The following is a 22,266-nucleotide window of genomic DNA, read 5'->3' as shown; positions in this document are numbered from 1 at the left end:
AGTAACCGATGACCACCCAGTATGGCTTTTTTATCGATTCCGCCCGCTGCACAGGCTGCAAAACCTGCGAGCTGGCGTGCAAGGATTACAAGGACCTCACCCCGGAAGTGAGCTTTCGCCGCATCTATGAGTACGCGGGCGGCAGCTGGCAGGAGGATAACGGCGTCTGGCGCCAGGATGTGTTCGCCTACTACCTCTCAATTGCCTGCAACCACTGCACCGACCCGGCCTGCACGAAAGTCTGCCCGAGCGGCGCAATGCACAAGCGCGACGACGGCTTCGTGGTAGTGGACGAGGATATCTGCATCGGCTGCCGTTACTGCCACATGGCCTGCCCTTATGGCGCGCCGCAGTACAACGCGCAGAAGGGCCACATGACCAAGTGCGACGGCTGTCATGAGCGGGTGGCGCAGGGGCAAAAGCCCGTCTGCGTTGAATCCTGCCCGCTGCGCGCGCTTGATTTCGGCCCCATCGACGCGCTGCGCCAGAAGCACGGCGCGCTCGCAGCCGTCGCGCCGCTGCCCGCCGCGCGATTCACGCAGCCGAACATTGTAATTAAACCCAACGCCGGCAGCCGACCCTGTGGCGACGCCACCGGCTACCTGGCCAACCCGAAGGAGGTGTGAGATGGGCAACGGATGGCATGAATGGCCGCTGGTGCTGTTTACGGTGCTCGGCCAGTGCGTGGCGGGCGGGCTTATCGTGAGCGGCCTCGGCTGGCTGACGGTGGCGCGCGAGCGCCCGGCGAGAACCCGGCTGGCGCGGGCGATGTTTCTGCTGTGGCTGTTGATGGGCGTGGGCTTTCTCGCCTCGGTGATGCATCTGGGCTCGCCGCTGCGGATGTTCAACTCCCTTAACCGCGTCGGAGCGTCTGCGCTGAGCAACGAAATCGCCGGCGGCGCGCTCTTTTTCGCCGTGGGTGGGTTGTGGTGGCTGGCGGCGTTTCTGGACAAACTGCCTGCGGCGTTCGGCAAGGCGTGGCTGGTTATCAGCATGGCGCTGGGGCTGGCGTTTGTCTGGATGATGAGCCGCGTCTACCAGATTGAAACGGTGCCGACCTGGCGCAACGGCTACACCACGGCCGGTTTCTTCCTCACCGTCCTGCTGGGTGGGCCGCTGCTCGGCTCGCTGGTGTTGCGCCTGGCGCGGGTGCGCGTCAGCCCGGTGGGTTTCGCAAAGATAAGCGCGGCGGCATTGCTGCTCAGCGTGGCGGTCATCGTGATGCAGGGCCAGACGCTTGCCGCCATACACAGCTCGGTGCAGCAGGCGGCGATGCTGGTGCCGAATTACGCCTTATGGCAAACCGCACGCCTTGCCATGCTTGCGCTGGGTCTGGGCTGCTGGCTCTGCCCGCTTATCCGGCGTACTGAGCCGCGCACCCTTTCCCTTATCGCAGGCTTCGTGCTGGTGTTAACCGCAGAGATAGTAGGCCGCATTTTGTTTTACGGGCTGCATATGACCACAGGCGTGGCGATCGCAGGATAATTCTGGCGCGGGGTAGCCCGCGCCGCTTAACAAGGTAAAAAGCAGTGAAGACAACGCTGAACGACATCGCCCTTTGCGCCCGCGTGCTCGGCGCGCTCTTTTATTATTCACCCGCTTCGGCTGAAGCCGCGCCGCTGGTGCAGTCATTGCGCCAGGAGGACTGGCGCGCGCAATGGCCCCAGAAAGTGCCGCAAGCAATAACCTGCGGGTTTCGCGCGCCGGAAAGTGAAGAGACGCTTGAGCAGGCCTGGCAACGGCTGTTTATTGGGCCGTGGGCGCTGCCCGCGCCGCCCTGGGGCTCGGTCTGGCTTGACCGTGAAAGCGTGCTGTTTGGCGACTCCACCCTCGCGCTGCGCCAGTGGATGCGGGAGAACGAAATAGACGCCGGGGCGGCAAGCAGCGAGCCCGAAGATCATATCGGGCTGCTGTTGCTGATGGCGGCGTGGCTTGCGGAAAACGGCAGAGCGCAGGCGCTTGAGCAGCTGCTGGCATGGCACCTGTTGCCCTGGGCGGGCCGCTTTCTGGAGGTGTTTTGCGAAAACGCTGGTCACTCTTTTTACACGGCGCTTGGCGAATTAACGCGCCAGACGCTGGTGGGCTGGGGCGAAGGGCTGGTCACGCCCGTAGCGGTAAAACCGCTCTACCGCTGAGCGTATGGCTCCTGGGCAACCTTATCTCAGTGAAAGCGCGTCCAGAGCGCAATCAACAGCCATGCGCTCAGGCACCAGAGCGTGACGGCGCCAGCCAGCGCCAGCGGCGCCCGCATCATGGCGCTAAAAACCCACAGCGAAGCCAGATAGACAAAATAGGGAATAATCGACCACATGCCGAAAATCACAGTGGCGCGCAGCGCTTCGACGCCGCGCTCTGTGACGACGATATAATGAGCAATAAGCGCGAAGGTCGGAAAAAGCGGGATCAGCCCGGCGATATAATAATTTTTCGTCTTCGCAAGGATCCCAATCAGCACCACCACCAGCGCGCCAATCAGCGCTTTTATCAGTAATCCCATCGCCCGCGTCCCGGCTTGAAAATGTAAGAGACGTGAAACTATCACACCTTACTGGCCACAGAAAAATGAAACCTTTTCTGCTGCTTATGCGACGCGCTTTCTCAAGCTGTTCGTTTATTTATTCAGCAACTTTATTGTTGCTAATATAAATTACTTTTCACGCATTGTTACGGTGTCACTTTGGCTTGTCGCTTTTTAAGATAATTCTACTCATAAGGAAATAAGCGAGACGGCATAAGGTATAACGCTTATTACTACGGAGAATATGCGCCTGGAGCGTTCCCGCTCCGACTGGAATCCTTCCCATTGCATTGCTATAGCACTTTACACCGTAATGAAACACGGGATAACAACAGGAAATACTTTTGTTGCCCGAAAACGTGCATACAGGGAGCGCGCCATGCAAACGGCTTCACTTGCTAAACGTACTTTTCTCGCGGTCGCGGGATTGCTTATCGCTGTCGGATTGCTGGTCTGGGGCATTGGCATGGACGTTATCAAAACCCGTCAGGAAGATTTGCTTTATCTGGGTAAACAGCATCTGTGGCTTGTTTTTAGCTCCATGGCGCTGGCATTGCTGGTCGGCATTCCAAGCGGGATAGCGCTAAGCCGGCCCGCCGCGCGTCGTTGGGCGGAATATGTCATGCAGATTTTTAACGTCGGCAATACCCTGCCGCCGCTTGCCGTGCTGGCGCTGGCGATGGTGATTATCGGTATTGGCGACAAACCGGCCGTTGTGGCGCTGTTCCTCGCCTCGCTGCTGCCTGTCGTGCGCAACACGTACGCGGGGCTTTGCGCCGTGCCGGGCTCGCTGATTGAAGCGGCCAACGGCATTGGCATGACCAAACGCCAGCGCCTGTTGCAGGTCGAGTTGCCGAACGCCTGGCCGGTTATCCTTTCAGGCGTGCGCATCGCGACCGCCATTAACGTCGGCACCGCCCCGCTCGCCTTTCTTATCGGCGCCAGCAGCTACGGCGAGCTTATCTTCCCGGGAATTTACCTGAACGATTTCCCGACCCTTATCCTTGGCGCGTCGGCTACCGCCCTCTTCGCCTTGATCCTGGATATGGCGCTGGCCGCGCTGGGCCGCCTGCTCAGTCCGCACACCGCCTGAAATAAGGAGCGTTGAGATGAAACTACCCCGACTGTGCGCCCTGCTGGCCGCCGCCATGCTCTTTACCGGCGCGGCGGCGGCCCGTCCGCTGGTGCTGGCGTCGAAAGGCTTTACCGAACAGCATATTCTTTCCGCCATGACGGTGGAGTACCTGCAAAAGAAAGGCTTCCAGGTGGAGCCGCGCACGAACATCGCTGCGGTGATTTCCCGTAACGCGATGGTCAATAAACAGGTGGACATGACCTGGGAGTATACCGGCACCTCGCTGATTATCTTTAACCGCATTAAGGAGCCGATGACGGCGCAACAATCTTACGACACCGTAAAAAAGCTCGATGCGAAACTCGGGCTGGTCTGGCTGAAGCCCGCGAAGATGAACAACACCTATGCCTTCGCCATGCAGCGTAAGCGCGCCGAAGCCGAGCAGATCACCACGATGTCGCAAATGGTGGAAAAGATTGAGCAGCTGCGCAAAACCGACCCGGATAATAACTGGCTGCTGGGGCTCGACCTGGAGTACGCCGGGCGCAGCGACGGCATGAAGCCGCTGCAGCAGGCCTACAACATGCCGCTTGACCGTTCGCAGATCCGCCAGATGGACCCGGGCCTCGTCTATAACGCCATTCGCGACGGGTTTGTCGACGTCGGTCTGGTCTACTCAACCGACGGGCGCGTGAAAGGGTTTGATCTGAAAGTGCTGGAGGATGACAAGGGGTTCTTCCCAAGCTATGCCGTCACGCCGGTCGTGCGCAAAGAGGCGCTGGAGGCTAACCCCGGCCTTGATGAGGCGCTCAATACCCTTTCCGGTCTGCTTGATAACGACACCATTACTACGCTCAATGCGAAAGTGGATATCGATCACCAGTCGCCGCAGCAGGTCGCCCACGACTTCCTGCGCAGCAAAGGTCTGCTTTAAGGAGAGCCGATGGATACCCTTCATTACATGATTGATAACGCAGGCTACCTTGGCATGCTGACGCTGCAACACCTGTGGCTGGTGCTGCTCGCGGTAGGTCTGGCGATTATCACCGGCGTGCCGCTCGGCATCCTCATTGTGCGCCATAAATGGCTGGCGACGCCGGTGCTGGGTCTCGCCACGCTGCTGCTGACCGTACCCTCCATCGCCCTGTTCGGGTTGATGATCCCGCTTTTCTCGATGATAGGCCAGGGGATCGGCGCGCTGCCCGCCATCACCGCCGTCTTTCTTTATTCGCTGCTGCCGATCGTACGCAATACCCATACCGCCCTCGACAGCCTGCCGCCAGGGCTGCGTGAAGCGGGCCGCGGCATCGGCATGACTTTCTGGCAGCGCCTGCGCTGGGTGGAAATTCCCATGGCCCTGCCGGTGATTTTCGGCGGTATTCGCACCGCCGTGGTGATGAATATCGGGGTAATGGCTATCGCCGCCGTGATTGGCGCGGGCGGTCTTGGCCTGCTGCTGCTCAACGGCATTGGCGGCAGCGATATCCGCATGCTGATTGCTGGCGCCTTAATGATTTGTCTGTTGGCGATTGTGCTCGACTGGCTGCTTCACCGCCTGCAAGTAATGCTTACGCCTAAGGGGATTCGATAATGATAAAGCTGGAAAACCTCACCAAACAGTTCACGCAGAAGAACGGCCAGACCGTGAACGCGGTCGACAACGTTAACCTGAACGTGCCCGAGGGCGAAATGTGCGTGCTGCTCGGCCCTTCCGGCTGCGGCAAAACCACGACGCTTAAGATGATTAACCGTCTCATCGCCCCCACCAGCGGCAAGATCCTCATCAACGGCGAAGACACCACCGGTCTTGATACCGTGACGCTGCGCCGCAACATCGGCTATGTCATTCAGCAGATCGGCCTGTTTCCGAACATGACCATTGAAGAGAACATCACCGTGGTGCCGCGCATGCTGGGCTGGGATAAGGCGAAGTGTAAAGCGCGCGCCACCGAACTGATGTCGATGGTGGCGATGGACCCGAAACGCTTTCTCAACCGCTATCCGAAAGAGATGTCCGGCGGGCAACAGCAGCGTATTGGGGTGATTCGCGCGCTGGCGGCGGATCCGCCGGTGTTGCTGATGGATGAGCCTTTCGGCGCGGTCGACCCTATCAACCGCGAAGTTATCCAGAACCAGTTTCTGGAAATGCAGCGCCAGTTAAAGAAAACCGTGATGCTGGTGAGCCATGATATTGACGAAGCGCTGAAGCTTGGCGACCGCATCGCCGTGTTCCGCCAGGGAAGAATCGTTCAGTGCGCCAGCCCTGACGAGCTGCTGGCGAAGCCGGCGGACGAATTTGTCGGCTCTTTCGTCGGCCAGGACCGTATCCTGAAGCGTCTGCTGCTGGTGCAGGCGGGCGATGTGACAGAGGCGCAGCCGACCATTACCGTGCGCCGCTCCACCTCGCTTGCCGAAGCCTTCGCCCTGATGGATGACAACGATATGCGCTCTATTACTGTCGTGGATGAAAACGAAAAGCCGCTGGGCTATGTAAAACGCCGGGAGGCGCGCGGCGCGACCGGCGCATGCGCCGACCTGCTGCATCCGTTTCGCGTCACGGGCAAAGCGGAAGATAACCTGCGCGTCGTGCTCTCCAGACTTTATGAGCACAACACCGTCTGGATGCCGATTGTGGATGAAGAAGGCCGCTACAGCGGCGAGATTTCGCAGGATTATATCGCCGATTACCTGAGCTCGGGCCGCACCCGCCGGGTGCTGAACACCCCTGCCGGCTAAGCGACGTAGCCCCTAAAAAAACGCCTCCCGCGGGAGGCGTTTTCGTTATGGCGGAAACAGGTCAGACGGCTTTCGCGCACGCCGTCAGCCCCAGCGCGGAAATATCCACATAGTGGCTCAGCTCCCGCTGCTCGGCGCGCGGCAGATAAGGCAGCTCGCCCACCAGCGGACCGGGCAGCTTTTTGCTCAACACGTCGATGATTTCCGCATAGTGCGCCAGGCCGGGATTAATACGGTTCGCCACCCAGCCGATGAGCGGCAGCCCGTCGTTGGTAATGGCCTGCGCCGTTAACAGCGCATGGTTGATGCACCCTTCCTGAATACCCACCACCATCAGCACCGGCAACTGTTCCTGCACCACCCATTCCGAAAGCGGCCGCAGATCGTTCATCAGGCTGCGCCAGCCGCCGGTTCCCTCTATCACGACATGGTCGGCCTGCATGCTCAGACGCGCCAGTCCGTCGGAAAGCAGGGTGTAATTAATCGGGCAACTGTGCGCCACGCTGCTCTCATCTTCGCTCAGGGCGATGGGGTTGATGGCGTGGTAAGGGAGTTCGAGGGTTGAGACGCTTTGCAGCACCAGGGCATCCCGGTTGCGTAATCCTTCCGGCGTCTCTTTGCTGCTTTTGGCGACAGGCTTAAACCCCACCACGCTTTTGCCGCTGGCGGCCAGGGCCTGCAGTAGCGCGCGCGACACCACTGTCTTCCCGACAGAAGTATCCGTACCGGTTATAAAGAAACGCTTAAGCATCACTGACTCCACGGTTATGCTCAGATAAATACAAACGAGAATAATTCAGTGGCGAAAGTGTAAAATAAGACGGTTGGCCTCAGATTGAGGTAGCGCAATTTTTGGTGGATGAGGTAAAAATTGTTACCCCTGCAACAGACGAATCAATAACGAACCGTTATACATCGCATCTTTCACCAGCGCGGCGCCCGCCATGGTGCCCCGGTTAGAGAACTGCGTGCTCTCGACGCTGATATGGTTGCTGTAGGCTGGCAATGCCTGCTGGCGAATGCAGTTTTCAATGGCGGGAAAGAGAATATCGGCCGCGCGGTTTAGCGGCGAGCCGATTAAAATTTTCTGCGGATTAAACAGGTTGACCATAATGGCCAGAATGCGCCCGACGTTGGTGCCAACGCCGAGGATAATGTCGCGGGCCAGCAGATCGCCGCTTAGCGCCGCGTCGCAAAGCGATTCAACGCTAAGCGGCTGACCATGCAGCATAGAGCCCATCGACTGGTTCATCCGCTGCTGTGCCAGCTCCAGCACGCTGTCGATGCTGGCGATGGTTTCCAGGCAGCCGTGGTTGCCGCAATAGCAGCGTTTGCCGTAAGGGTCTACCTGAGTGTGGCCAATTTCGACCAGCGAACTGCTGCCCGCGTGCAGCAAGCGCCCGTCGGTTATCACCCCGGCGCCCACGTTGTGGTCAATCACCACCTGAATAACATCCCGCGCGCCGCGCGACGCGCCGAACAGCGCCTCGGCCATGGTCCAGGCGCTGATATCGTGCTGAATGAACACCGGCACGCCGGTATGCGTTTCCAGCGCCTCGCCGAGCGGCATATCGGTGATGTCATAGAAAGGCATCTGTCGGACCAGGCCGCTTTCGGTATCAATGACGCCTGGCAGCGTAATGGCGATGGCGGTCAGCCGCTCCAGCTTCTGCTGGTGACGGATGAAAAAGGTATCGACATGCTGGATGATGCGCGCAAGCAGCGGCGCTTCGGCCGTCAGCGGCAAGTCGAGCTGCTCCTCCACCACCAGCTTGCTGCTTAAGTCACGCAGCGCGAGGTTGATTTCGCCACGGTTGATGCGCACTGAAAGGTAATGCCAGGCCTCGGTTTCCACCGCCAGCCCAACGGCAGGCCGTCCGCGGCTGCCCGGCTCCTGAATTTCCGTCTCCTGCACCAGATGCGCTTCGAGCATCTCACGAACAATTTTGGTTATGCTGGCGGGCGCGAGTTGCGCGAGGCGAGAGAGGTCGATACGTGACACCGGGCCGAGCTGATCGATCAGACGATAAACTGCGCCTGCATTGGTTTGTTTTATTTGATCAATATGGCCCGGCTGGCTATCAGCAACCACGTCTTGCTTCCTTATTTTCACGCTGCGAAATAAACCTTCGGCTATGGTGAAGCACTTCTACACATATCGTCAAATATTTCACCATGCTTGTGATTTACCGCACATTTTTTAGCGCCATCGCTGTGGGAGAGAGCGTTAACGCCGCTTCGCTGACCAGCGTCATAAAGCGCTCGCTGGCGGCGCTTATCTCATGGTGCTTAGACCAGACCAGCCACATCTCCGATACCGCGTCCGGCTCTTCAATCGCCACCCAGCGCATCTCCTCCAGCCGCACCCGCTGAAACGAGGCGGGCAGAATGGAGACGCCAAGCCCCGCCGCCACCAGCCCGATGATGGTCATCGCCTCTCCCACCTCCTGGGTTATCTGCGCCTTTACGCCGTAGCGGCGCAGCAGACCAATAATGTCGTCATAAAGCCCGGTACCGACGTGCGGGTCGAAAAAGACGAACGGCTCATCCGCCAGCTCGCGCAGCGAGATTTTCTCCCGGGCGGCCAGCGGGTGTTCGCGGTGCAGCATCGCCATCAGCGGCTCACGCAGGATGAGCCGCCAGGCCAGCGTATCCGGCAACGGCGTGTTGCGCATCAGCCCGACATCCAGCGCGCCTTCGTTAAGCGGCGCTATCTGCGCGCGGGTGTTTATCTCCAGCGTCTGCAAATGCACGTCCGGATAACGCTGACGAAAAAGCGAAAGGCTGTCTGAAATGGCGCGGATAAAAGGCGCCGAGGAGGTAAAGCCGATGCGCAACTCGCCCGTCTCCCCCGCATGCAGCCGCCCGGCGCGCACGGCGGCGGCCTCCACCTGGCTTAAGATTTGTCGACTGTCGGCCAGAAACTGCAGCCCCGCCGCCGTTAAGCTGACGCTGCGGTTGGTGCGCGCCAGCAACCGGGCGCCAATCTGCGCTTCCAGCAGCTGGATCTGCTGGCTCAGAGGCGGCTGGGAGATATTCAGCCGGGCGGCGGCGCGGCCAAAATGAAGCTCTTCGGCGACTGCAACGAAGTAGCGTAAATGACGCAGTTCGATATTCATATTTTTAAAATATCATTTGAGATTATTAATATATTAGACAGAAGATTACACGCTTTCTACCCTGAAAAGAAGGCGATACCCGTGGCCTGCAACAGCGGGGATGATGATTCAGGACATAACTTTGAGCCGTACCACTACAGCCAGCGAACTGACCCCCGCGCGCGCTGACGTTCAGGGCGTTAAAACGCCGGTCACCCACATCAAGCGCGGCACGCCGCTGTTTATGCGCGTCACGCTGGCCCTCTTTTCGGCGGGCCTCGCCACTTTCGCCCTGCTCTACTGCGTCCAGCCTATTCTGCCGGTACTCTCACATGAGTTCGGCGTAACGCCTGCCGAAAGCAGTATTTCGCTTTCCATCTCCACCGCCATGCTCGCCGTCGGCCTGCTCTTTACCGGCCCGCTGTCCGACGCCATTGGCCGTAAAAATGTGATGGTGACGGCGCTGCTGCTCGCCTCGTGCTGTACGCTGCTTTCCACCCTGATGACCAGCTGGCATGGCATTTTGTTAATGCGCGCGCTGATTGGCCTCTCCCTGAGCGGCGTGGCGGCGGTGGGCATGACCTATCTTTCTGAAGAGATCCACCCGAGCGTGGTCGCCTTCTCAATGGGGCTTTACATCAGCGGCAACTCCATCGGCGGCATGAGCGGACGACTGCTGAGCGGCGTGGTGACCGATTTCTTTGGCTGGCGCGTGGCGCTCGCCGCTATCGGCTGCTTTGCCCTCGCGGCGGCGCTGATGTTCTGGAAGATCCTTCCCGCCTCGCGTCATTTCCGCCCCTCTTCCCTGCGCCCGAAAACGCTGTTTATTCACTTTCGCCTGCACTGGCGGGACGAAGGGCTGCCGCTGCTTTTCGCCGAAGGTTTTTTACTGATGGGCGCGTTCGTTACCCTCTTTAACTACATCGGCTACCGGCTGATGCTTTCGCCCTGGCACCTGAGCCAGGCGATGGTGGGGCTGCTTTCTGTGGCCTATCTCACCGGCACCTGGAGTTCGCCTAAGGCGGGCGCGATGACCGCGCGCTTTGGCCGCGGCCCGGTGATGTTAGCCTTTACCGGCGTAATGCTCTGCGGCTTGCTGATGACGCTCTTCTCCTCGCTGTGGCTGATTTTCGCAGGCATGCTGCTCTTTTCGGCAGGCTTTTTCGCCGCCCACTCGGTCGCCAGCAGCTGGATTGGCCCACGGGCGAAGCGCGCCAAAGGCCAGGCTTCTTCGCTCTACCTGTTCAGCTATTATCTGGGTTCAAGCCTTGCCGGCACGCTGGGCGGCGTGTTCTGGCACGCCTGGGGCTGGAGCGGCGTGGGCGGTTTTATCGCCCTGCTGCTGGTGATGGCGCTCGGCGTCGGCGTACGTTTACACCATCGCGCCCATTAACGGGCGGTGGGCCTCGTGTTTCAACGTGGTTAATGGTAGTTTCTTGCTTTGCCCATTCTGTCACGAGGCCTTATGAAAATGACAAATTATCAGCAGCTTACCCGCACTTGCCTGCGGCTTTCCCGCTTCTCTCATCTCTCTTCCATCGCCAGCTGGGACATGTTCACCATGATGCCGCCCGGCGGCAGCCAGGCGCGCGGCGAAGCGCTGGCGGAGATGAGTGTGCTCACGCACCAGATCCTCACCGATAAACAGGTCGGCCAGTGGATTGCGGGCGCGGAGCAGGAAAACCTCAACGACGTTGAGCGCGCTAATCTGCGGGAAATCAAACGTCATTACGAGCAGGCCTCGCTGCTGCCGGAAGCGCTGGTGGAAGCGAAATCGCTGGCGGGCAGCCGCTGCGAACACGCCTGGCGCACGCAGCGCCCCAATAACGACTGGGAAGGCTTTTCACAAAACCTGAAAGAGGTGGTGAAGCTGAGCCGCGAAGAGGCGAAGTTGCGGGCTGAAGCGAAAGGCTGCTCGCGTTACGACGCCCTGCTCGACATCTTTGAGCCGCAGATGACCAGCGCGCGCCTCGACGCGCTTTTCGCCGATCTCAAAAGCTGGCTGCCGGACTTGCTCGCCCGGGCCACGGAGAAGCAGGCGCAGCGCACGCTTATCGCCCCTGAAGGGCCTTTCCCCACCGCCACACAGCGCGAACTGGGGCTGGAAGCGATGAAGATGCTCGGCTTCGATTTCAACGGCGGGCGGCTGGACGTGAGCGCACACCCTTTCTGCGGCGGCGTGCCGGAAGATGTGCGTATCACCACCCGTTATAATGAAAACGAGCTTTTCAGCGCGCTGTTCGGCGTTATCCACGAGACCGGACATGCCCGCTATGAGCAGAACCTGCCGCGCGAATGGCCGGGCCAGCCGGTACAGCTGGCGCGCTCCACTGCGATTCACGAATCGCAAAGTCTTTTCTTTGAGATGCAACTGGGCCGCAGCGAGGCTTTCCTTACGCGTCTTTTACCGCACATTGTTCAGCGCTTTGGCGACCAGCCCGCTTTTGCGCCGGAAAATTACGTGGCGTGGAACCAGCGCGTGAAGCCGGGCTACATTCGCGTAGACGCCGACGAGGTAAGCTACCCGGCGCACGTCGTGCTGCGCTATGAGATAGAGCGAGCGCTGATCGACGGTGATATCGAAGTAGAAGATATTCCGGCGCTGTGGGATGAGAAAATGCAGGCGTGGCTGGGGCTCTCAACCAAAGGCAACTACCGCGACGGCTGCATGCAGGATATTCACTGGACCGACGGCGGCTTTGGCTATTTCCCGTCGTACACGCTTGGCGCCATGTATGCCGCCCAGCTGTTCCACGCCGCCCGCGCCGCGCTGCCGCAGCTTAACGCCGATATCGCCCAGGGCGATTTCAGCGCGCTGTTCGACTGGCTGCGCCAGAATATCTGGCAGCACGGCAGCCGCTTCTCCACCTCGCAGTTGATTACCAATGCGACGGGTGAAGACCTCAGCGCGCGTTATTTCCGGGCGCATTTAGAAGCGCGCTATTTGTAAGCGTTCCAACTGGCGGGTGGGCGCTGCGCCTACCCGCCATCAGACCGTTGCAAGCCCTTCTGTGGGGGCATCAAGCATTGACGTGACATGCCCACACTTTAACGTAAACACTCCCACGCTAACGGCCATCCTGCAAAAACACGCTCAGCCGCTTGACCTTCGTTACGTTACTTGAGGGAAAGGCTGGCCTGCGCTGAAGACAGCCCAGAGGAGCGCCGGATAAGCCGGATACTTAGCCCGGCGCCACCGGCGAGGCATACCGCCATCGCCAGAAGCGCGACGATAAAGGCATGGGTGATATTTGCTCCGCTTTTGTCGTTATCCAGTATGCTGTAAAAAATGCCGCCGATTACGGCGACGCTCAGCGCGGTGCTGATTTGTAACGCCGCGCTGGTGACGCCGGCAATCATGCCTGAGAACGGTGGCGCAACGCGGCCGGTCACCATCCGCACAAGCGTAGGCATCGCCAGCCCCTGGCCAAGACCGGTAACAAAAAGCAGTACGGCGAGCGGCAGCATAGCTGGCGGGTTGCCCGTCATGGTATTGGCAATCAACCATGCCAGGCCTGCTAACCCCAGGGTCTCGCATCCCATTCCGATTGCGCTCAGATAGTTTCCGACAAAACGCCTCAGGTAAGGCGTCAGCAACGGTCCGATCAGAAAGCCGACGCCAAAGGGCAGAAATACCAGGCCCGCGGACAGGGCGTTTAACCGCAACGCGCCTTGCAGATAAACAGAAAATAAAAGAAAGAAGGCGCCGATGGAATAAAGCAGTAAAACGATCGCCAGTCCCTGGCCCAGCCCCGGCGCGCGCAACACAGCCGGATCAAGCAGCGGCGAGCCGCCCTTCTGGCTAAGACGACCTTCATAACGCCATAACAACGAGGCCAGCAGCGGGAATGCAAGAAATGACAGCCACGTCCACCAGGGCCACCCCGCCTCACGGCCTTCAATTAACGGCACAATCAGCGCGCTCAGCGTGACGGTTGCCAGCAGCGTGCCGACGGGGTCCAGTTTCTGTGCAGATTGCGCCCTCGTCTCTTTCAGCAGCGGCAGGCCAAACAGAATGACCAGCAGCGCCACCGGCAGGTTAACAAGAAAAATAGCCCGCCACCCCAGGTGAAACAGGTCCGCTGAAATCAGAATGCCGCCCAAAACCTGTCCGATAACCGAGGCCAGGCCAAACACGGCGCCATAGATACTCAGCGCTAACGGTTTTTCCGCTTCCGGGAAAATGGCCTGCACGGAGGCCAGCGCCTGGGGCGCCATAATGGCGGCCGTGGCGCCCTGTAAGATGCGTCCGGTAATCAGTACCCACGGTGACCAGGCTAAACCGCACAGCAGCGATGCAGCGGCAAAACCGATAAGCCCAAGGAAAAACATCTTCCCACGACCATAAATATCGCCCAGCCGGCCGCCGGTAATTAATGTCACCGCATACACGGCAGCATAGGAGGAAATAACCAGCTGTTCAGCGGAGGAAGAGGCGCCCAGCTCGCCCTGAATGGCAGGCAGCGCAACATTAACGATAAAAAAATCGAGCGGCGGCAAAAATGCGCCGACCAGTAAAATGACAAACATTGCCCAGCGACGCGGCTCGGCTGGTGTGATGGCATGTGTCGACATAGAACACTCCCTATGTAACGGTTGCGTCCCCCGCAAGAGACGCTTTTGTTATGGCAAAATGTGCGGTTAACCTGTTTTGCATGCTGGCGCGGGGCGAGCCGTACCGACGCCGAATCGCCCCTACCGCGTACGGTCTGTCAGCGCATGCCGCCTGAGGCCAGAATCACCTCACCGGTGACCCACCCCGCGTCGTCTGATGCAAGAAATGAAACGATCGGGGCAACATCCTGCACCTGGCCGATGCGGCCAAGCGGCGTCTGCTTTTCATTCCAGGTCTGGAAATCGGAGTTCATCGCGCCTGCACGATGGCTGCCTTCCGTTTCGATAAGACCCGGGTTGACCGCGTTGACGCGTATTCCCCGGGGGCCGAGTTCTCGTGAGAGTACGCCGGTGATAGCGTCAATCGCCCCTTTGGCGCCGCTGTAGATGGCGCTCTCGGCGATAAAGACACGGGTGACGAACGAACTGATGTTAATGATGCTGCTGCCTTCTTTGAGGTGCGGCGCGGCGGCGCCAGTTAACAACAGCGGGCCCAGGACATTGATGTCGAACTGCCTGCGGTAGAGCGCTTCGGTGCTCTCTTCAATCCTGGCGAACTGATAAATACCGGCGTTGTTCACCACAATGTCCAGGCGCCCGAAATGGTCGATAGCCGAGTTGACCAGCGCCTCTACCTCCGCCTGGTTGGTGACATCCGCCGCTACCGCCACGGCCTGCCCGCCAGCGGCTTCAATCTCGGCAACGACCTTATCGGCGCCGCTTCTGTTTGAGGCGTAATTGACAATGACCTTCGCGCCGTCAGCCGCCAGCTGACGGGCAATGCCTGCGCCAATGCCGCTGGAGCCGCCGGTCACAATGGCAACTTTGTTGTTTAATTTGTTCATCTCTTTCGCTTCCTGTATTGCCGCCCGGGGCGCCTTAGTTGAGGAAGCTATAGTGATATCGACAAAGTTGTTTTGGAACTGACACTTTTGTATATTCGATGTTCATTTTTGAACGGCGGGACGATGACATGGAATGGGGCGACGTCCGGATATTTCTTGCAGTCCTTCGCAAGGGCTCTTTCGGTGAGGCGGCCCGAAGCCTTGGCGTGAGCCATCCGACCGTTGGGCGCCGGATAAAGGCGCTTGAGGCTGAGGCGCAGCAAGCGCTATTTCGTCGGACTAGGGATGGTCTGGTGCTGACGGATGCCGGCGACAGGGTTCTGGCGCTGGCAGAAGCGGTGGAAAATTCCGCGCTGGCGATGGAACGGCGCCTGGCAGGTAATCACGAACGTCTTGAAGGGATATTGCGGATATCGTCAGCGGAGTGGTTTGCTAACTATGTTCTGGCACCGGTCCTGTGCGAGCTGACGCGCCGCCATCCGGCGATTGTGCCGGAAGTCATCGCAAGCTACCGTTTGCTTAATCTGTCGCGCCGTGATGCCGACATCGCGTTTCGCATTGTTCCCTTTACCGAACCGGATATTGTCCAGCGCCGCCTGATGAGCATTCCCTATGCGCTGTATGGCTCGCCGGAAACCGCGCATATTGCGCAACACAACCCGGCCGCGGTGGGGCTTATTCTCATGAACACGGCGCAATCCCACTTTTCAGACGTCGCCTGGCTGCTCGACAGGTTCCCCCTGTCACGACGTGTGTTTACCAGCACCAGCCGGGCCGTTCAGGCGCAGATGTGCCAGCGGGGTATGGGGATAGCCGTGCTGCCGCGGCCGATTGGCGACGCCATAGCCGGATTGCAGAGCATTCCCATGCCGGAGTCGCCGCCATCCAAAGATATCTGGGTGGGGTATCACTCTGACCTCCGGCATATGGATCGCCTGCGTGTCATGCTGGATATCGCCGATGCGATGCTTGCGGACCCCGCGACGTCAGCGACACGAACTTAGGGTTTACGGATGCCCGTCATACTGCTGAACACGCCGTCACGCAGCACTAAAGCATGCAGCAGCGCAGCGGCAAGATGAAGCATGACGGTTGCAAATAACGCCAGGGCAACCCAGGTGTGAAGCGGCCTAAATATCGCATACCAGTCGTTATTTACCGGCATAATGGGTGGCAAAACCAGCCCATTACCTAAAGTGATGGGATACCCTGCTGCTGAGAGCATTGCCCACCCTATCAGCGGCTGCGCCAGCATCATCAGATAGAGCGCCCAGTGCGAAAGATGGGCCATTGCGCGCTGCCAGGCAGGCAGGGATACGGGCAAAGCGGGTGTGGCCGTGGTGAAGCGCAACCACAAGCGCACGATCACCAGAAGCAATATCATCACGCCCAGAGGCTTGTGGATAGAGACCAGCACGCTGTGCAGGGAAGATACTGTCGAGACCATCGCCACACCGATAAACAACATCGCGAGAATCGCTGCGGCCATCAGCCAGTGCACAATGCGCAGAGCCGGATGAAAATAAGCTGTCTTGTTCATAAATGCGCTCCTGCCTGTTGCGCCTGTTCATGGGTGCGCAGATTATAGGATTTAGCATAAGCCGATGAGCGCGCGTTAAGTATCGGGTCATCAGATGCCGCCATCCCGTCGGGTAAAATCAACGGATCGTAGTTGATGTCGTTACAGGGTCCCTGCTGTTGAGGTAAGGCCTTATTTAATACTAACGTCCCGGCATTGATCGTTTTCCGGTCATCTGGCCATGCTTTTGTAGCGTCGTTACCCTTATCCCCCGCCTGAGCCAGCGTGAACACGAGATCCCATTCCAGCGCGCCCTGCTCCAGACGATGCGCAAGATCCTGTTGCAGAAAATCTTTGTTCTGTTTATCGGCGTCGCTTAGTGGTGAAAAACGGGTATGCGGCACCATGCTCCAGCGCACCAGATGTTCATTGCCCGCCCGATCGATCAGGCGAAAAGCATTGAGGCTGTTAAAACGATCGCTGGCCCAGCTTGAAGAAGGCGTGTATTGCTTTGCCCACGCAAAAAACGGTTTTACTTCCGGATGCTTCATGACAAAGGCGTGCAATTTTTCCGGATTCGGTTTTCCGGTTGCAGGATCCGGCAGGGTCGCAGCTTGAAGTTCATAAAAACTTTCAACGGAACTGACGGGGAAAAACGGCATGGCGTTCATGCCGGTGCGCCACTGCTCACCATTAGCCTGTTGAAAGGATAGCGCCATACTCCGCACGGGCACGGCATAATCCGGCGCGCCCGGATTACCGCCCGCAATGGCAAAACGCCCTGTTACCGCGGTTTCACCTTTGCTGAATATTGAAGCACGTGACAGCGTGCTGGCATTGCCGTTTGAGATAAAATTGCCAAGCACGCATATGCCTTTAGCATGATTACGGCGATAGCCTTTATGTATTCCACCCGATTGTTGTAAGACGTTGATAAGCTTATCCGAAGTCAGGCGTTCAGGCGTAAGCCAACCGCCAGTCCACAGAAATAACAAACAGAGAATCAGCGGAATAATGCCGACCAGCGCCAGACGCACCAGTGTCTGTTTGTTTATGTGTGCTTTGATATTCATATTATTAACTCATTCTGCGCACGATATCTTTAAAAAGAAAAGTGCAGTGATTTAATCAGCGTCGCGCCTGTATTCAGCCTGGCTGTTTCGCTTCTCTTTTTTGTCGAACAGTAAGCGACACGGCGGATATGCAGAAATAGACGGCGCCAAACGCGGCATAGCCCGCAATATTGACTATCGACGGCGGCTCTGGCGTCCGGGCCTGAAAGATAAAAAATGCGCCTGCAAACGCTGACTGAGCGCCACTTAATATCATGCTCCATTGCGCGCCATACTGTTTCCAGCGTTGAGCAGCCGCACCCAGTTGCAGCAGGCCGGATAATATTGCCCAGACACCGAACAGGCGAATCACATTATCTATGCCGCTTTTAATGGTTAATATCACGGCAAGGGTAGTGACGGCGCTGACGATAATATTTATTGTCTGCATCCGGCTACGACCGAATCCACCGCTTTTAACTGCATCAGTATAATTCGCCAACGCATCCCATGCTGGATAGAGAATTAACAAAATCATCGCCCAAAAATAGGAGGACTGCCCAGCGGTAAAAACGGCAATAACCCATAAAACCGAGAAAACCGTACGGGTAAAATAATAGTGCTTGAGCCAATTCTGCTGATTCTCGTAATGAATACTATCTGACATATAACCCTCTCAACCTGGCAAGTTGAATAAACGAAGCCGTATTTTACGCTTCTCCTCGCCAACAAACCTACTAGTTGGTAGGTAAAAGATCAACAGGTTTTGTTGTGAATCAGGTTATCTCATAACAGGGGAACAGGGAGTAATGAGGAGGTTTAGCAAAAAGCGCTGCCCGGTTACGTCAAACCGGGCAACCGTCAGGCTACTTTTACCATCTTGTTTATCAGCGGCCAGGCAATCTGATCAAACACCTGCGGATTATTAAATGCCCGTGCTGCCAGCATAGCGCCATGCATGCCAGCCATCAGCGTTTTGGCTTCGACTTCCGCCGTTTCATTTAGCTGGAACACGCCCTGCTCTTCACCAGCGCTGAGTAATGATGCCAGCCAGTCAGAAAGATCGCTGAAATGACCCGTGACTTCAGCGGCAATATCCTCAGGCAGAGTCGGAAGTTCAACGGCAAGCATCACGCAGATGCAAAATGGCGATACGCCATCTTTGATACACGCCGACCAGAAATCGGCATACCCTTTCAGTTTGGCAAGCGGATCGTTTATTTGCTGATCCATGGCCGCCATACCCGCCTGCGCTTCTGCGCGGTAGTCCTGCACAACAGCCTTAACTAAATCTTCTTTACCTGGAAAATGGTGATGGATACTGGCCTTGCGGATGCCCACCCGCTCAGCAAGATCGGCATAGCTAAAACTCTTATATCCTCCAGCGGTGAGCAGTTGCCTCGTATTTGCCATAATTTCACGCGCTTTTGGCGAACGTTCGATCATTTCATTCTCCAGTAATCAATCCAGACGAAAAAAAGAGGGGCTATCAGCGTCATGGGCAACCTACTGACAGGCAGCGACATTGTCAAACCGCCTGCGCTGATGCGAGCTGAACGCGATCAGGGTCGTCGTATCATCCCTCCCCTTTTCTTTTAAAACCGTTGCAGCCGCGCTTTCAGGTGCGTCTGAACGACATTGACACCCACCCATCCTACTACTAGGATGGCTGCGATTCAACTATACCACCGGGATGGCACCGGCCTGCATAGTGATACACCAGGCATGCCTGAACACTGAGCAAAAAAACGTCATCGCATTAAAAATAAACCGAGAAGTGGAGAAAATTCATGACGGTTATCCGTTTTCCCGACAGGCAAAAGTTAGCGACAGCAGAAGTCCAGAACCGATCATTTTCCGGCTTAAGTGAAACGAAGAAAGAACAAGCGCAGGTGGCTGAACCTTTACAGCGAAGCCGCAGAACGGAGTATGCAGGTGATAACGAAGCCGTTCGCCACTTCGCATTGATGATAGCCGACAAACTTTTACGCGATCCGGAGCTTAATCATGCTGCGCCCTTTATGGTGGACAAAATAATCAGGATGTTGGTTATTGCATCTCATGATCTTTAGCAACAGCCCTTTCACACTGAAGATGTGCAATACCGGACAAGCTTTAATGCGAGGAAACAAAGAGCGACGCTTGCTGCGCGGGTGGAACGGCGAAGTTACGCTGCATGCGTTTGATCTCCTCTGCCGGCGGCAGACCAAACAGGCGTTTGAACTCGCGATTAAATTGCGACGGGCTTTCATAGCCGACGGCATAGCTCGCGGCGGCAGCAGTCATATGCTCACGCACCATTAACATCCGCGCCTGGTGCAGGCGTACCGATTTCACATACTGCATCGGCGGCACTTGGGTTATCGCTTTGAAATGGCTATGAAACGTCGGCACGCTCATTCCGGCTTCCATCGCCAGTTGCGTCAGCGTTAACGGCTCAGCATAGGCGGCATGAATGCGTTGTAACGCTTTGCCGATTTTGCCGAACTGCCCCTGCAAGGTCAGTGCGGCGCGCATTGCGTTGCCCTGTGCGCCTGTCAGTACGCGGAAATAGAGCTCACGTACCCGCGCTGGGCCGAGGATCGCCGCCTCAAGCGGATTGTTCAGGACTTCAAGCAAGCGCAGCACGGCTGTTTTTATCGTGTCGTCCATCGGGCTCGACATCATGCTTTGCGGCGCAGCGGGAGGATGCGGGATGTCATGCTGTTCAATCTGCAATATCAGTTCAGCGGCAAGCTGAAAATCCAGATGCATATAAATCGCCAGCAACGGGTGTTCTGCCGAAGCGTCGGTCTCCATCACAAACGGCACCGGCACCGAAACCGCCAGGTAGTGCTGCTCATCATATAAATAGGTCTGCTGGCCGAAGAAACCGCGTTTGCTGCCCTGGCAGACAATCACAATCCCCGGGTCGTAAAGCACAGGCGTTCTGGCAAGCGGACGATCGGCACGCAAAATTCGCACATCAGGCAACGCAGTGAGGTTATACCCCTCCTGCACCGCAAGGGCTTTCACCAGAGCAATCATCCCGGACATCACTACACCTCATAAGATCAGGCAATAAAACGAGAAAATACGGCCTAAAAATGCGCCAGTACAGAGAATAACATGCAGTCTCGACTGTTCATGGGAGTTCTTTTATGACATCTGCAAAAACCCTTTTAATTACCGGCGTCAGCAGCGGCTTTGGTCGTGCGCTGGCGCAGGAAGCCCTCGCTGCAGGCCATAAAGTCATCGGTACGGTGCGCAATCGCGAAGCACAGCAGGCTTTCGAGGCGCTTGATGCGCAGCGGGCTTTCGGCCGCCTGCTTGATGTCACGGACGTTGAGCGGATTGATAAGGCAGTGGCAGAGATTTCATCCGCCTTCGGCCCGGTTGACGTACTGGTAAACAATGCCGGTTACGGCTATGAAGGCATTCTGGAAGAATCCCCGCTCGCCGAGATGCGCCGCCAGTTTGATGTCAATGTGTTTGGCGCAGTGGCGATGATCAAAGCCGTGCTGCCGGGCATGCGCGAGCGTCGCAGCGGGCACATTATCAATATCACCTCAATGGGCGGGTTTATCACCATGCCGGGGATCGCTTACTACTGCGGCAGCAAATTTGCGCTGGAAGGGATATCAGAAACATTAAGCAAAGAGCTTGCCCCGTTCAACATACAGGTGACCGCCGTGGCGCCTGGCTCGTTTCGTACGGACTGGGCCGGGCGTTCAATGGTACGCAGTACCCGCAGCATCCCGGACTATGATGCTTTATTCGACCCCATCCGGCAGGCGCGCAAGGAAAAAAGCGGTAAGCAACCCGGCGACCCCGTTAAGGCCGCACGCGCCATGCTGGCGTTGATTGAGAGCCAGTCACCGCCCACGCACTTGTTGTTAGGCAGCGATGCGTTAGAGTTGGTGCGGCAAAAGCTTGCGGCATTAGGTAAGGAAATAGACCAGTGGGAAAAGCTGACACGTTCTACGGATGGTTAATATACAGAGCGTAACGGGATAACCGAGGGTGGCCGTCGCACGCGCGGCCATCCCGGGATGGCCGCCGTGTTATCCCTTAAACCTGTGTCATTCCGCCATCAATACAAATCTCGGCGCCTGCAATATAGCTGCTCTCATCACTGGCGAGGAAAAATGCCGCGTTTGCCACCTCTTCAGGCCGGGCCATTCTGCCCAGCGGTATTGCGCTGGTTAATCCTTTACGCACCTCATCAGAGACAGCGGCCATCATGTCAGTGTCTACAGGGCCGGGCGCGACAACGTTAACCCGGATGCCCTGCCCGGCAAGTTCACGTGTCCAGGTGCGGGCGAAAGAGCGCAATGCAGCTTTGCTGGCGGAGTAGACGCCATATCCCGGCGTGCCGATAACATCAGCAATTGAACCGATGAGCACGACACTGCTGCCGGGCTTCAACAGGGGCAATGCTGCCTGCAGGGCAAAAACGGGCGAGCGAACGTTCAGGCCAAACGTCTTATCAAAATGCGGCTCATCGATTTCTTCAAGCGTGGCGTATTCCGAGATGCCAGCGTTGATGACCAATATATCTATCTGGCCCGATTTCTCTGCAATCGTCTGCATGATACGGCTCAGTTCGCTCTTCTGGCTGACATCTGCCCGCAGTGGCAGCGCGGTACCGGCTATTTTACTTTTGGCCGTCTCAAGCTCTTCATCCCGTCTTGAGGTGAACCAGGTGATCGCCCCCTCGGTTGCTAAACGTTGACTGATAGCAAGCCCAATTCCTTTCGCGCCGCCAAGCACCACAGCGACTTTTTTTTCAATGTTGCCCATCTGTTTTTCTCCGTTTAAGGTCGAAAA

At 57.5% G+C, this 22,266-nt stretch carries 24 protein-coding genes; 12 read left to right on the top strand and 12 right to left on the bottom strand.

The window, feature by feature from the left end; genetic code table 11:
* Nucleotides 1–8: 8 nt before the first annotated feature.
* Genes MT962_RS06465 through dmsD form a run of 3 tightly spaced genes read left to right on the top strand, consistent with a single transcriptional unit; the run spans nucleotide 9 to nucleotide 2,135 of the window.
* Nucleotides 9–626 carry a DMSO/selenate family reductase complex B subunit gene (locus MT962_RS06465; RefSeq protein WP_024557100.1) on the top strand — a complete coding sequence of 206 codons (618 nt, stop codon included), beginning with the start codon at nucleotides 9–11 and terminating at the stop codon, nucleotides 624–626.
* 1 nt (nucleotide 627) lies between these two features.
* On the top strand, nucleotides 628–1,485 hold the full coding sequence (locus MT962_RS06460; protein WP_247365203.1) for a DmsC/YnfH family molybdoenzyme membrane anchor subunit: 858 nt from the start codon (nucleotides 628–630) through the stop codon (nucleotides 1,483–1,485).
* 44 nt (nucleotides 1,486–1,529) lie between these two features.
* Nucleotides 1,530–2,135, top strand: a complete 606-nt coding sequence (gene dmsD / locus MT962_RS06455) for a Tat proofreading chaperone DmsD (protein WP_247365202.1) — start codon at nucleotides 1,530–1,532, stop codon at nucleotides 2,133–2,135.
* Between the two features lie 26 nt (nucleotides 2,136–2,161).
* Here dmsD and MT962_RS06450 read toward each other — a convergent pair whose 3' ends face one another.
* Nucleotides 2,162–2,497: a GlpM family protein gene (locus tag MT962_RS06450; protein WP_188723458.1), complete on the bottom strand. Its 336-nt coding sequence runs from the start codon at nucleotides 2,495–2,497 to the stop codon at nucleotides 2,162–2,164.
* 400 nt (nucleotides 2,498–2,897) lie between these two features.
* Between MT962_RS06450 and MT962_RS06445 the strand changes: the two genes are divergently transcribed.
* From MT962_RS06445 to osmV, 4 genes are read left to right on the top strand one after another with little or no spacing between them, the layout of a single operon-like run.
* The gene (locus tag MT962_RS06445) at nucleotides 2,898–3,611 is read left to right on the top strand and encodes an ABC transporter permease (protein WP_024557104.1); all 714 of its coding nucleotides are present in this window, start codon (nucleotides 2,898–2,900) and stop codon (nucleotides 3,609–3,611) included.
* A gap of 55 nt (nucleotides 3,612–3,666) precedes the next feature.
* A complete protein-coding gene (gene osmX / locus MT962_RS06440) occupies nucleotides 3,667–4,527 on the top strand; it encodes a glycine betaine ABC transporter substrate-binding protein (RefSeq protein WP_235147550.1) in 861 nt (286 codons plus the stop codon).
* Between the two features lie 9 nt (nucleotides 4,528–4,536).
* On the top strand, nucleotides 4,537–5,184 hold the full coding sequence (gene osmW / locus MT962_RS06435; RefSeq protein ID WP_024557106.1) for an osmoprotectant ABC transporter permease OsmW: 648 nt from the start codon (nucleotides 4,537–4,539) through the stop codon (nucleotides 5,182–5,184).
* Nucleotides 5,184–6,329: an osmoprotectant ABC transporter ATP-binding protein OsmV gene (gene osmV / locus MT962_RS06430; protein WP_024561032.1), complete on the top strand. Its 1,146-nt coding sequence runs from the start codon at nucleotides 5,184–5,186 to the stop codon at nucleotides 6,327–6,329. Before osmW ends, osmV begins: the two co-directional genes overlap by 1 nt.
* 61 nt (nucleotides 6,330–6,390) lie before the next feature.
* Here the strand turns inward: osmV and bioD are convergent, their stop codons facing one another.
* The 3 genes from bioD to MT962_RS06415 form a co-directional block, all read right to left on the bottom strand.
* Nucleotides 6,391–7,080: a dethiobiotin synthase gene (bioD, locus tag MT962_RS06425; RefSeq protein WP_024561031.1), complete on the bottom strand. Its 690-nt coding sequence runs from the start codon at nucleotides 7,078–7,080 to the stop codon at nucleotides 6,391–6,393.
* Between the two features lie 123 nt (nucleotides 7,081–7,203).
* Nucleotides 7,204–8,421, bottom strand: coding sequence for a sugar metabolism global transcriptional regulator Mlc (mlc, locus tag MT962_RS06420; protein WP_024557109.1), 1,218 nt, complete (start codon nucleotides 8,419–8,421; stop codon nucleotides 7,204–7,206).
* A 94-nt stretch (nucleotides 8,422–8,515) separates the two neighbouring features.
* Nucleotides 8,516–9,448 (bottom strand): LysR family transcriptional regulator, encoded by a 933-nt coding sequence (locus MT962_RS06415; protein ID WP_024557110.1) that lies wholly within the window; start codon nucleotides 9,446–9,448, stop codon nucleotides 8,516–8,518.
* Nucleotides 9,449–9,671: 223 nt separating this feature from the next.
* On the opposite strand from MT962_RS06415, the gene MT962_RS06410 reads away from it, so the two are divergent.
* Both MT962_RS06410 and MT962_RS06405 read left to right on the top strand, forming a co-directional pair.
* Complete coding sequence (locus tag MT962_RS06410; protein ID WP_229701830.1) at nucleotides 9,672–10,820, top strand: MFS transporter; 1,149 nt, start codon at nucleotides 9,672–9,674, stop codon at nucleotides 10,818–10,820.
* A gap of 72 nt (nucleotides 10,821–10,892) precedes the next feature.
* Complete coding sequence (locus MT962_RS06405) at nucleotides 10,893–12,377, top strand: carboxypeptidase M32 (protein ID WP_247365200.1); 1,485 nt, start codon at nucleotides 10,893–10,895, stop codon at nucleotides 12,375–12,377.
* Nucleotides 12,378–12,544: 167 nt separating this feature from the next.
* Here MT962_RS06405 and MT962_RS06400 read toward each other — a convergent pair whose 3' ends face one another.
* On the bottom strand, nucleotides 12,545–14,002 hold the full coding sequence (locus MT962_RS06400) for an MFS transporter (RefSeq protein WP_247365198.1): 1,458 nt from the start codon (nucleotides 14,000–14,002) through the stop codon (nucleotides 12,545–12,547).
* Between the two features lie 137 nt (nucleotides 14,003–14,139).
* The gene (locus MT962_RS06395) at nucleotides 14,140–14,886 is read right to left on the bottom strand and encodes a glucose 1-dehydrogenase (RefSeq protein WP_024557114.1); all 747 of its coding nucleotides are present in this window, start codon (nucleotides 14,884–14,886) and stop codon (nucleotides 14,140–14,142) included.
* 128 nt (nucleotides 14,887–15,014) lie between these two features.
* Between MT962_RS06395 and MT962_RS06390 the strand changes: the two genes are divergently transcribed.
* A complete protein-coding gene (locus MT962_RS06390; RefSeq protein ID WP_247365197.1) occupies nucleotides 15,015–15,890 on the top strand; it encodes a LysR family transcriptional regulator in 876 nt (291 codons plus the stop codon).
* On the opposite strand, the gene MT962_RS06385 is transcribed toward MT962_RS06390, so the two are convergent.
* The 4 genes from MT962_RS06385 to MT962_RS06370 form a co-directional block, all read right to left on the bottom strand.
* On the bottom strand, nucleotides 15,887–16,426 hold the full coding sequence (locus MT962_RS06385; protein WP_247365196.1) for a cytochrome b/b6 domain-containing protein: 540 nt from the start codon (nucleotides 16,424–16,426) through the stop codon (nucleotides 15,887–15,889). The two genes, MT962_RS06390 and MT962_RS06385, sit on opposite strands and share 4 nt — an antisense overlap.
* On the bottom strand, nucleotides 16,423–17,478 hold the full coding sequence (locus MT962_RS06380) for a catalase family peroxidase (RefSeq protein ID WP_247365195.1): 1,056 nt from the start codon (nucleotides 17,476–17,478) through the stop codon (nucleotides 16,423–16,425). The genes MT962_RS06385 and MT962_RS06380 overlap by 4 nt, the downstream gene beginning before the upstream one ends.
* 73 nt (nucleotides 17,479–17,551) lie before the next feature.
* Nucleotides 17,552–18,124: a DUF308 domain-containing protein gene (locus MT962_RS06375; RefSeq protein ID WP_188723449.1), complete on the bottom strand. Its 573-nt coding sequence runs from the start codon at nucleotides 18,122–18,124 to the stop codon at nucleotides 17,552–17,554.
* Between the two features lie 194 nt (nucleotides 18,125–18,318).
* Nucleotides 18,319–18,903 (bottom strand): TetR/AcrR family transcriptional regulator, encoded by a 585-nt coding sequence (locus MT962_RS06370; protein WP_024557119.1) that lies wholly within the window; start codon nucleotides 18,901–18,903, stop codon nucleotides 18,319–18,321.
* A 344-nt stretch (nucleotides 18,904–19,247) separates the two neighbouring features.
* On the opposite strand from MT962_RS06370, the gene MT962_RS06365 reads away from it, so the two are divergent.
* Nucleotides 19,248–19,529: a hypothetical protein gene (locus MT962_RS06365; protein WP_247365194.1), complete on the top strand. Its 282-nt coding sequence runs from the start codon at nucleotides 19,248–19,250 to the stop codon at nucleotides 19,527–19,529.
* A 43-nt stretch (nucleotides 19,530–19,572) separates the two neighbouring features.
* Here MT962_RS06365 and MT962_RS06360 read toward each other — a convergent pair whose 3' ends face one another.
* The gene (locus MT962_RS06360; protein ID WP_024557121.1) at nucleotides 19,573–20,493 is read right to left on the bottom strand and encodes an AraC family transcriptional regulator; all 921 of its coding nucleotides are present in this window, start codon (nucleotides 20,491–20,493) and stop codon (nucleotides 19,573–19,575) included.
* A 104-nt stretch (nucleotides 20,494–20,597) separates the two neighbouring features.
* Between MT962_RS06360 and MT962_RS06355 the strand changes: the two genes are divergently transcribed.
* A complete protein-coding gene (locus tag MT962_RS06355) occupies nucleotides 20,598–21,431 on the top strand; it encodes an oxidoreductase (RefSeq protein ID WP_247365193.1) in 834 nt (277 codons plus the stop codon).
* 76 nt (nucleotides 21,432–21,507) lie between these two features.
* Here the strand turns inward: MT962_RS06355 and MT962_RS06350 are convergent, their stop codons facing one another.
* Nucleotides 21,508–22,239: an SDR family oxidoreductase gene (locus MT962_RS06350; RefSeq protein WP_024560813.1), complete on the bottom strand. Its 732-nt coding sequence runs from the start codon at nucleotides 22,237–22,239 to the stop codon at nucleotides 21,508–21,510.
* Between the last annotated feature and the right edge of the window lie 27 nt (nucleotides 22,240–22,266).

The organism is Franconibacter sp. IITDAS19 (genome assembly GCF_023079515.1).
Classification (GTDB): domain Bacteria; phylum Pseudomonadota; class Gammaproteobacteria; order Enterobacterales; family Enterobacteriaceae; genus Franconibacter; species Franconibacter pulveris.
The sequence above is the reverse complement of the archived record's forward strand: the minus strand, read 5'-3'. Positions and strand labels throughout refer to the sequence as shown.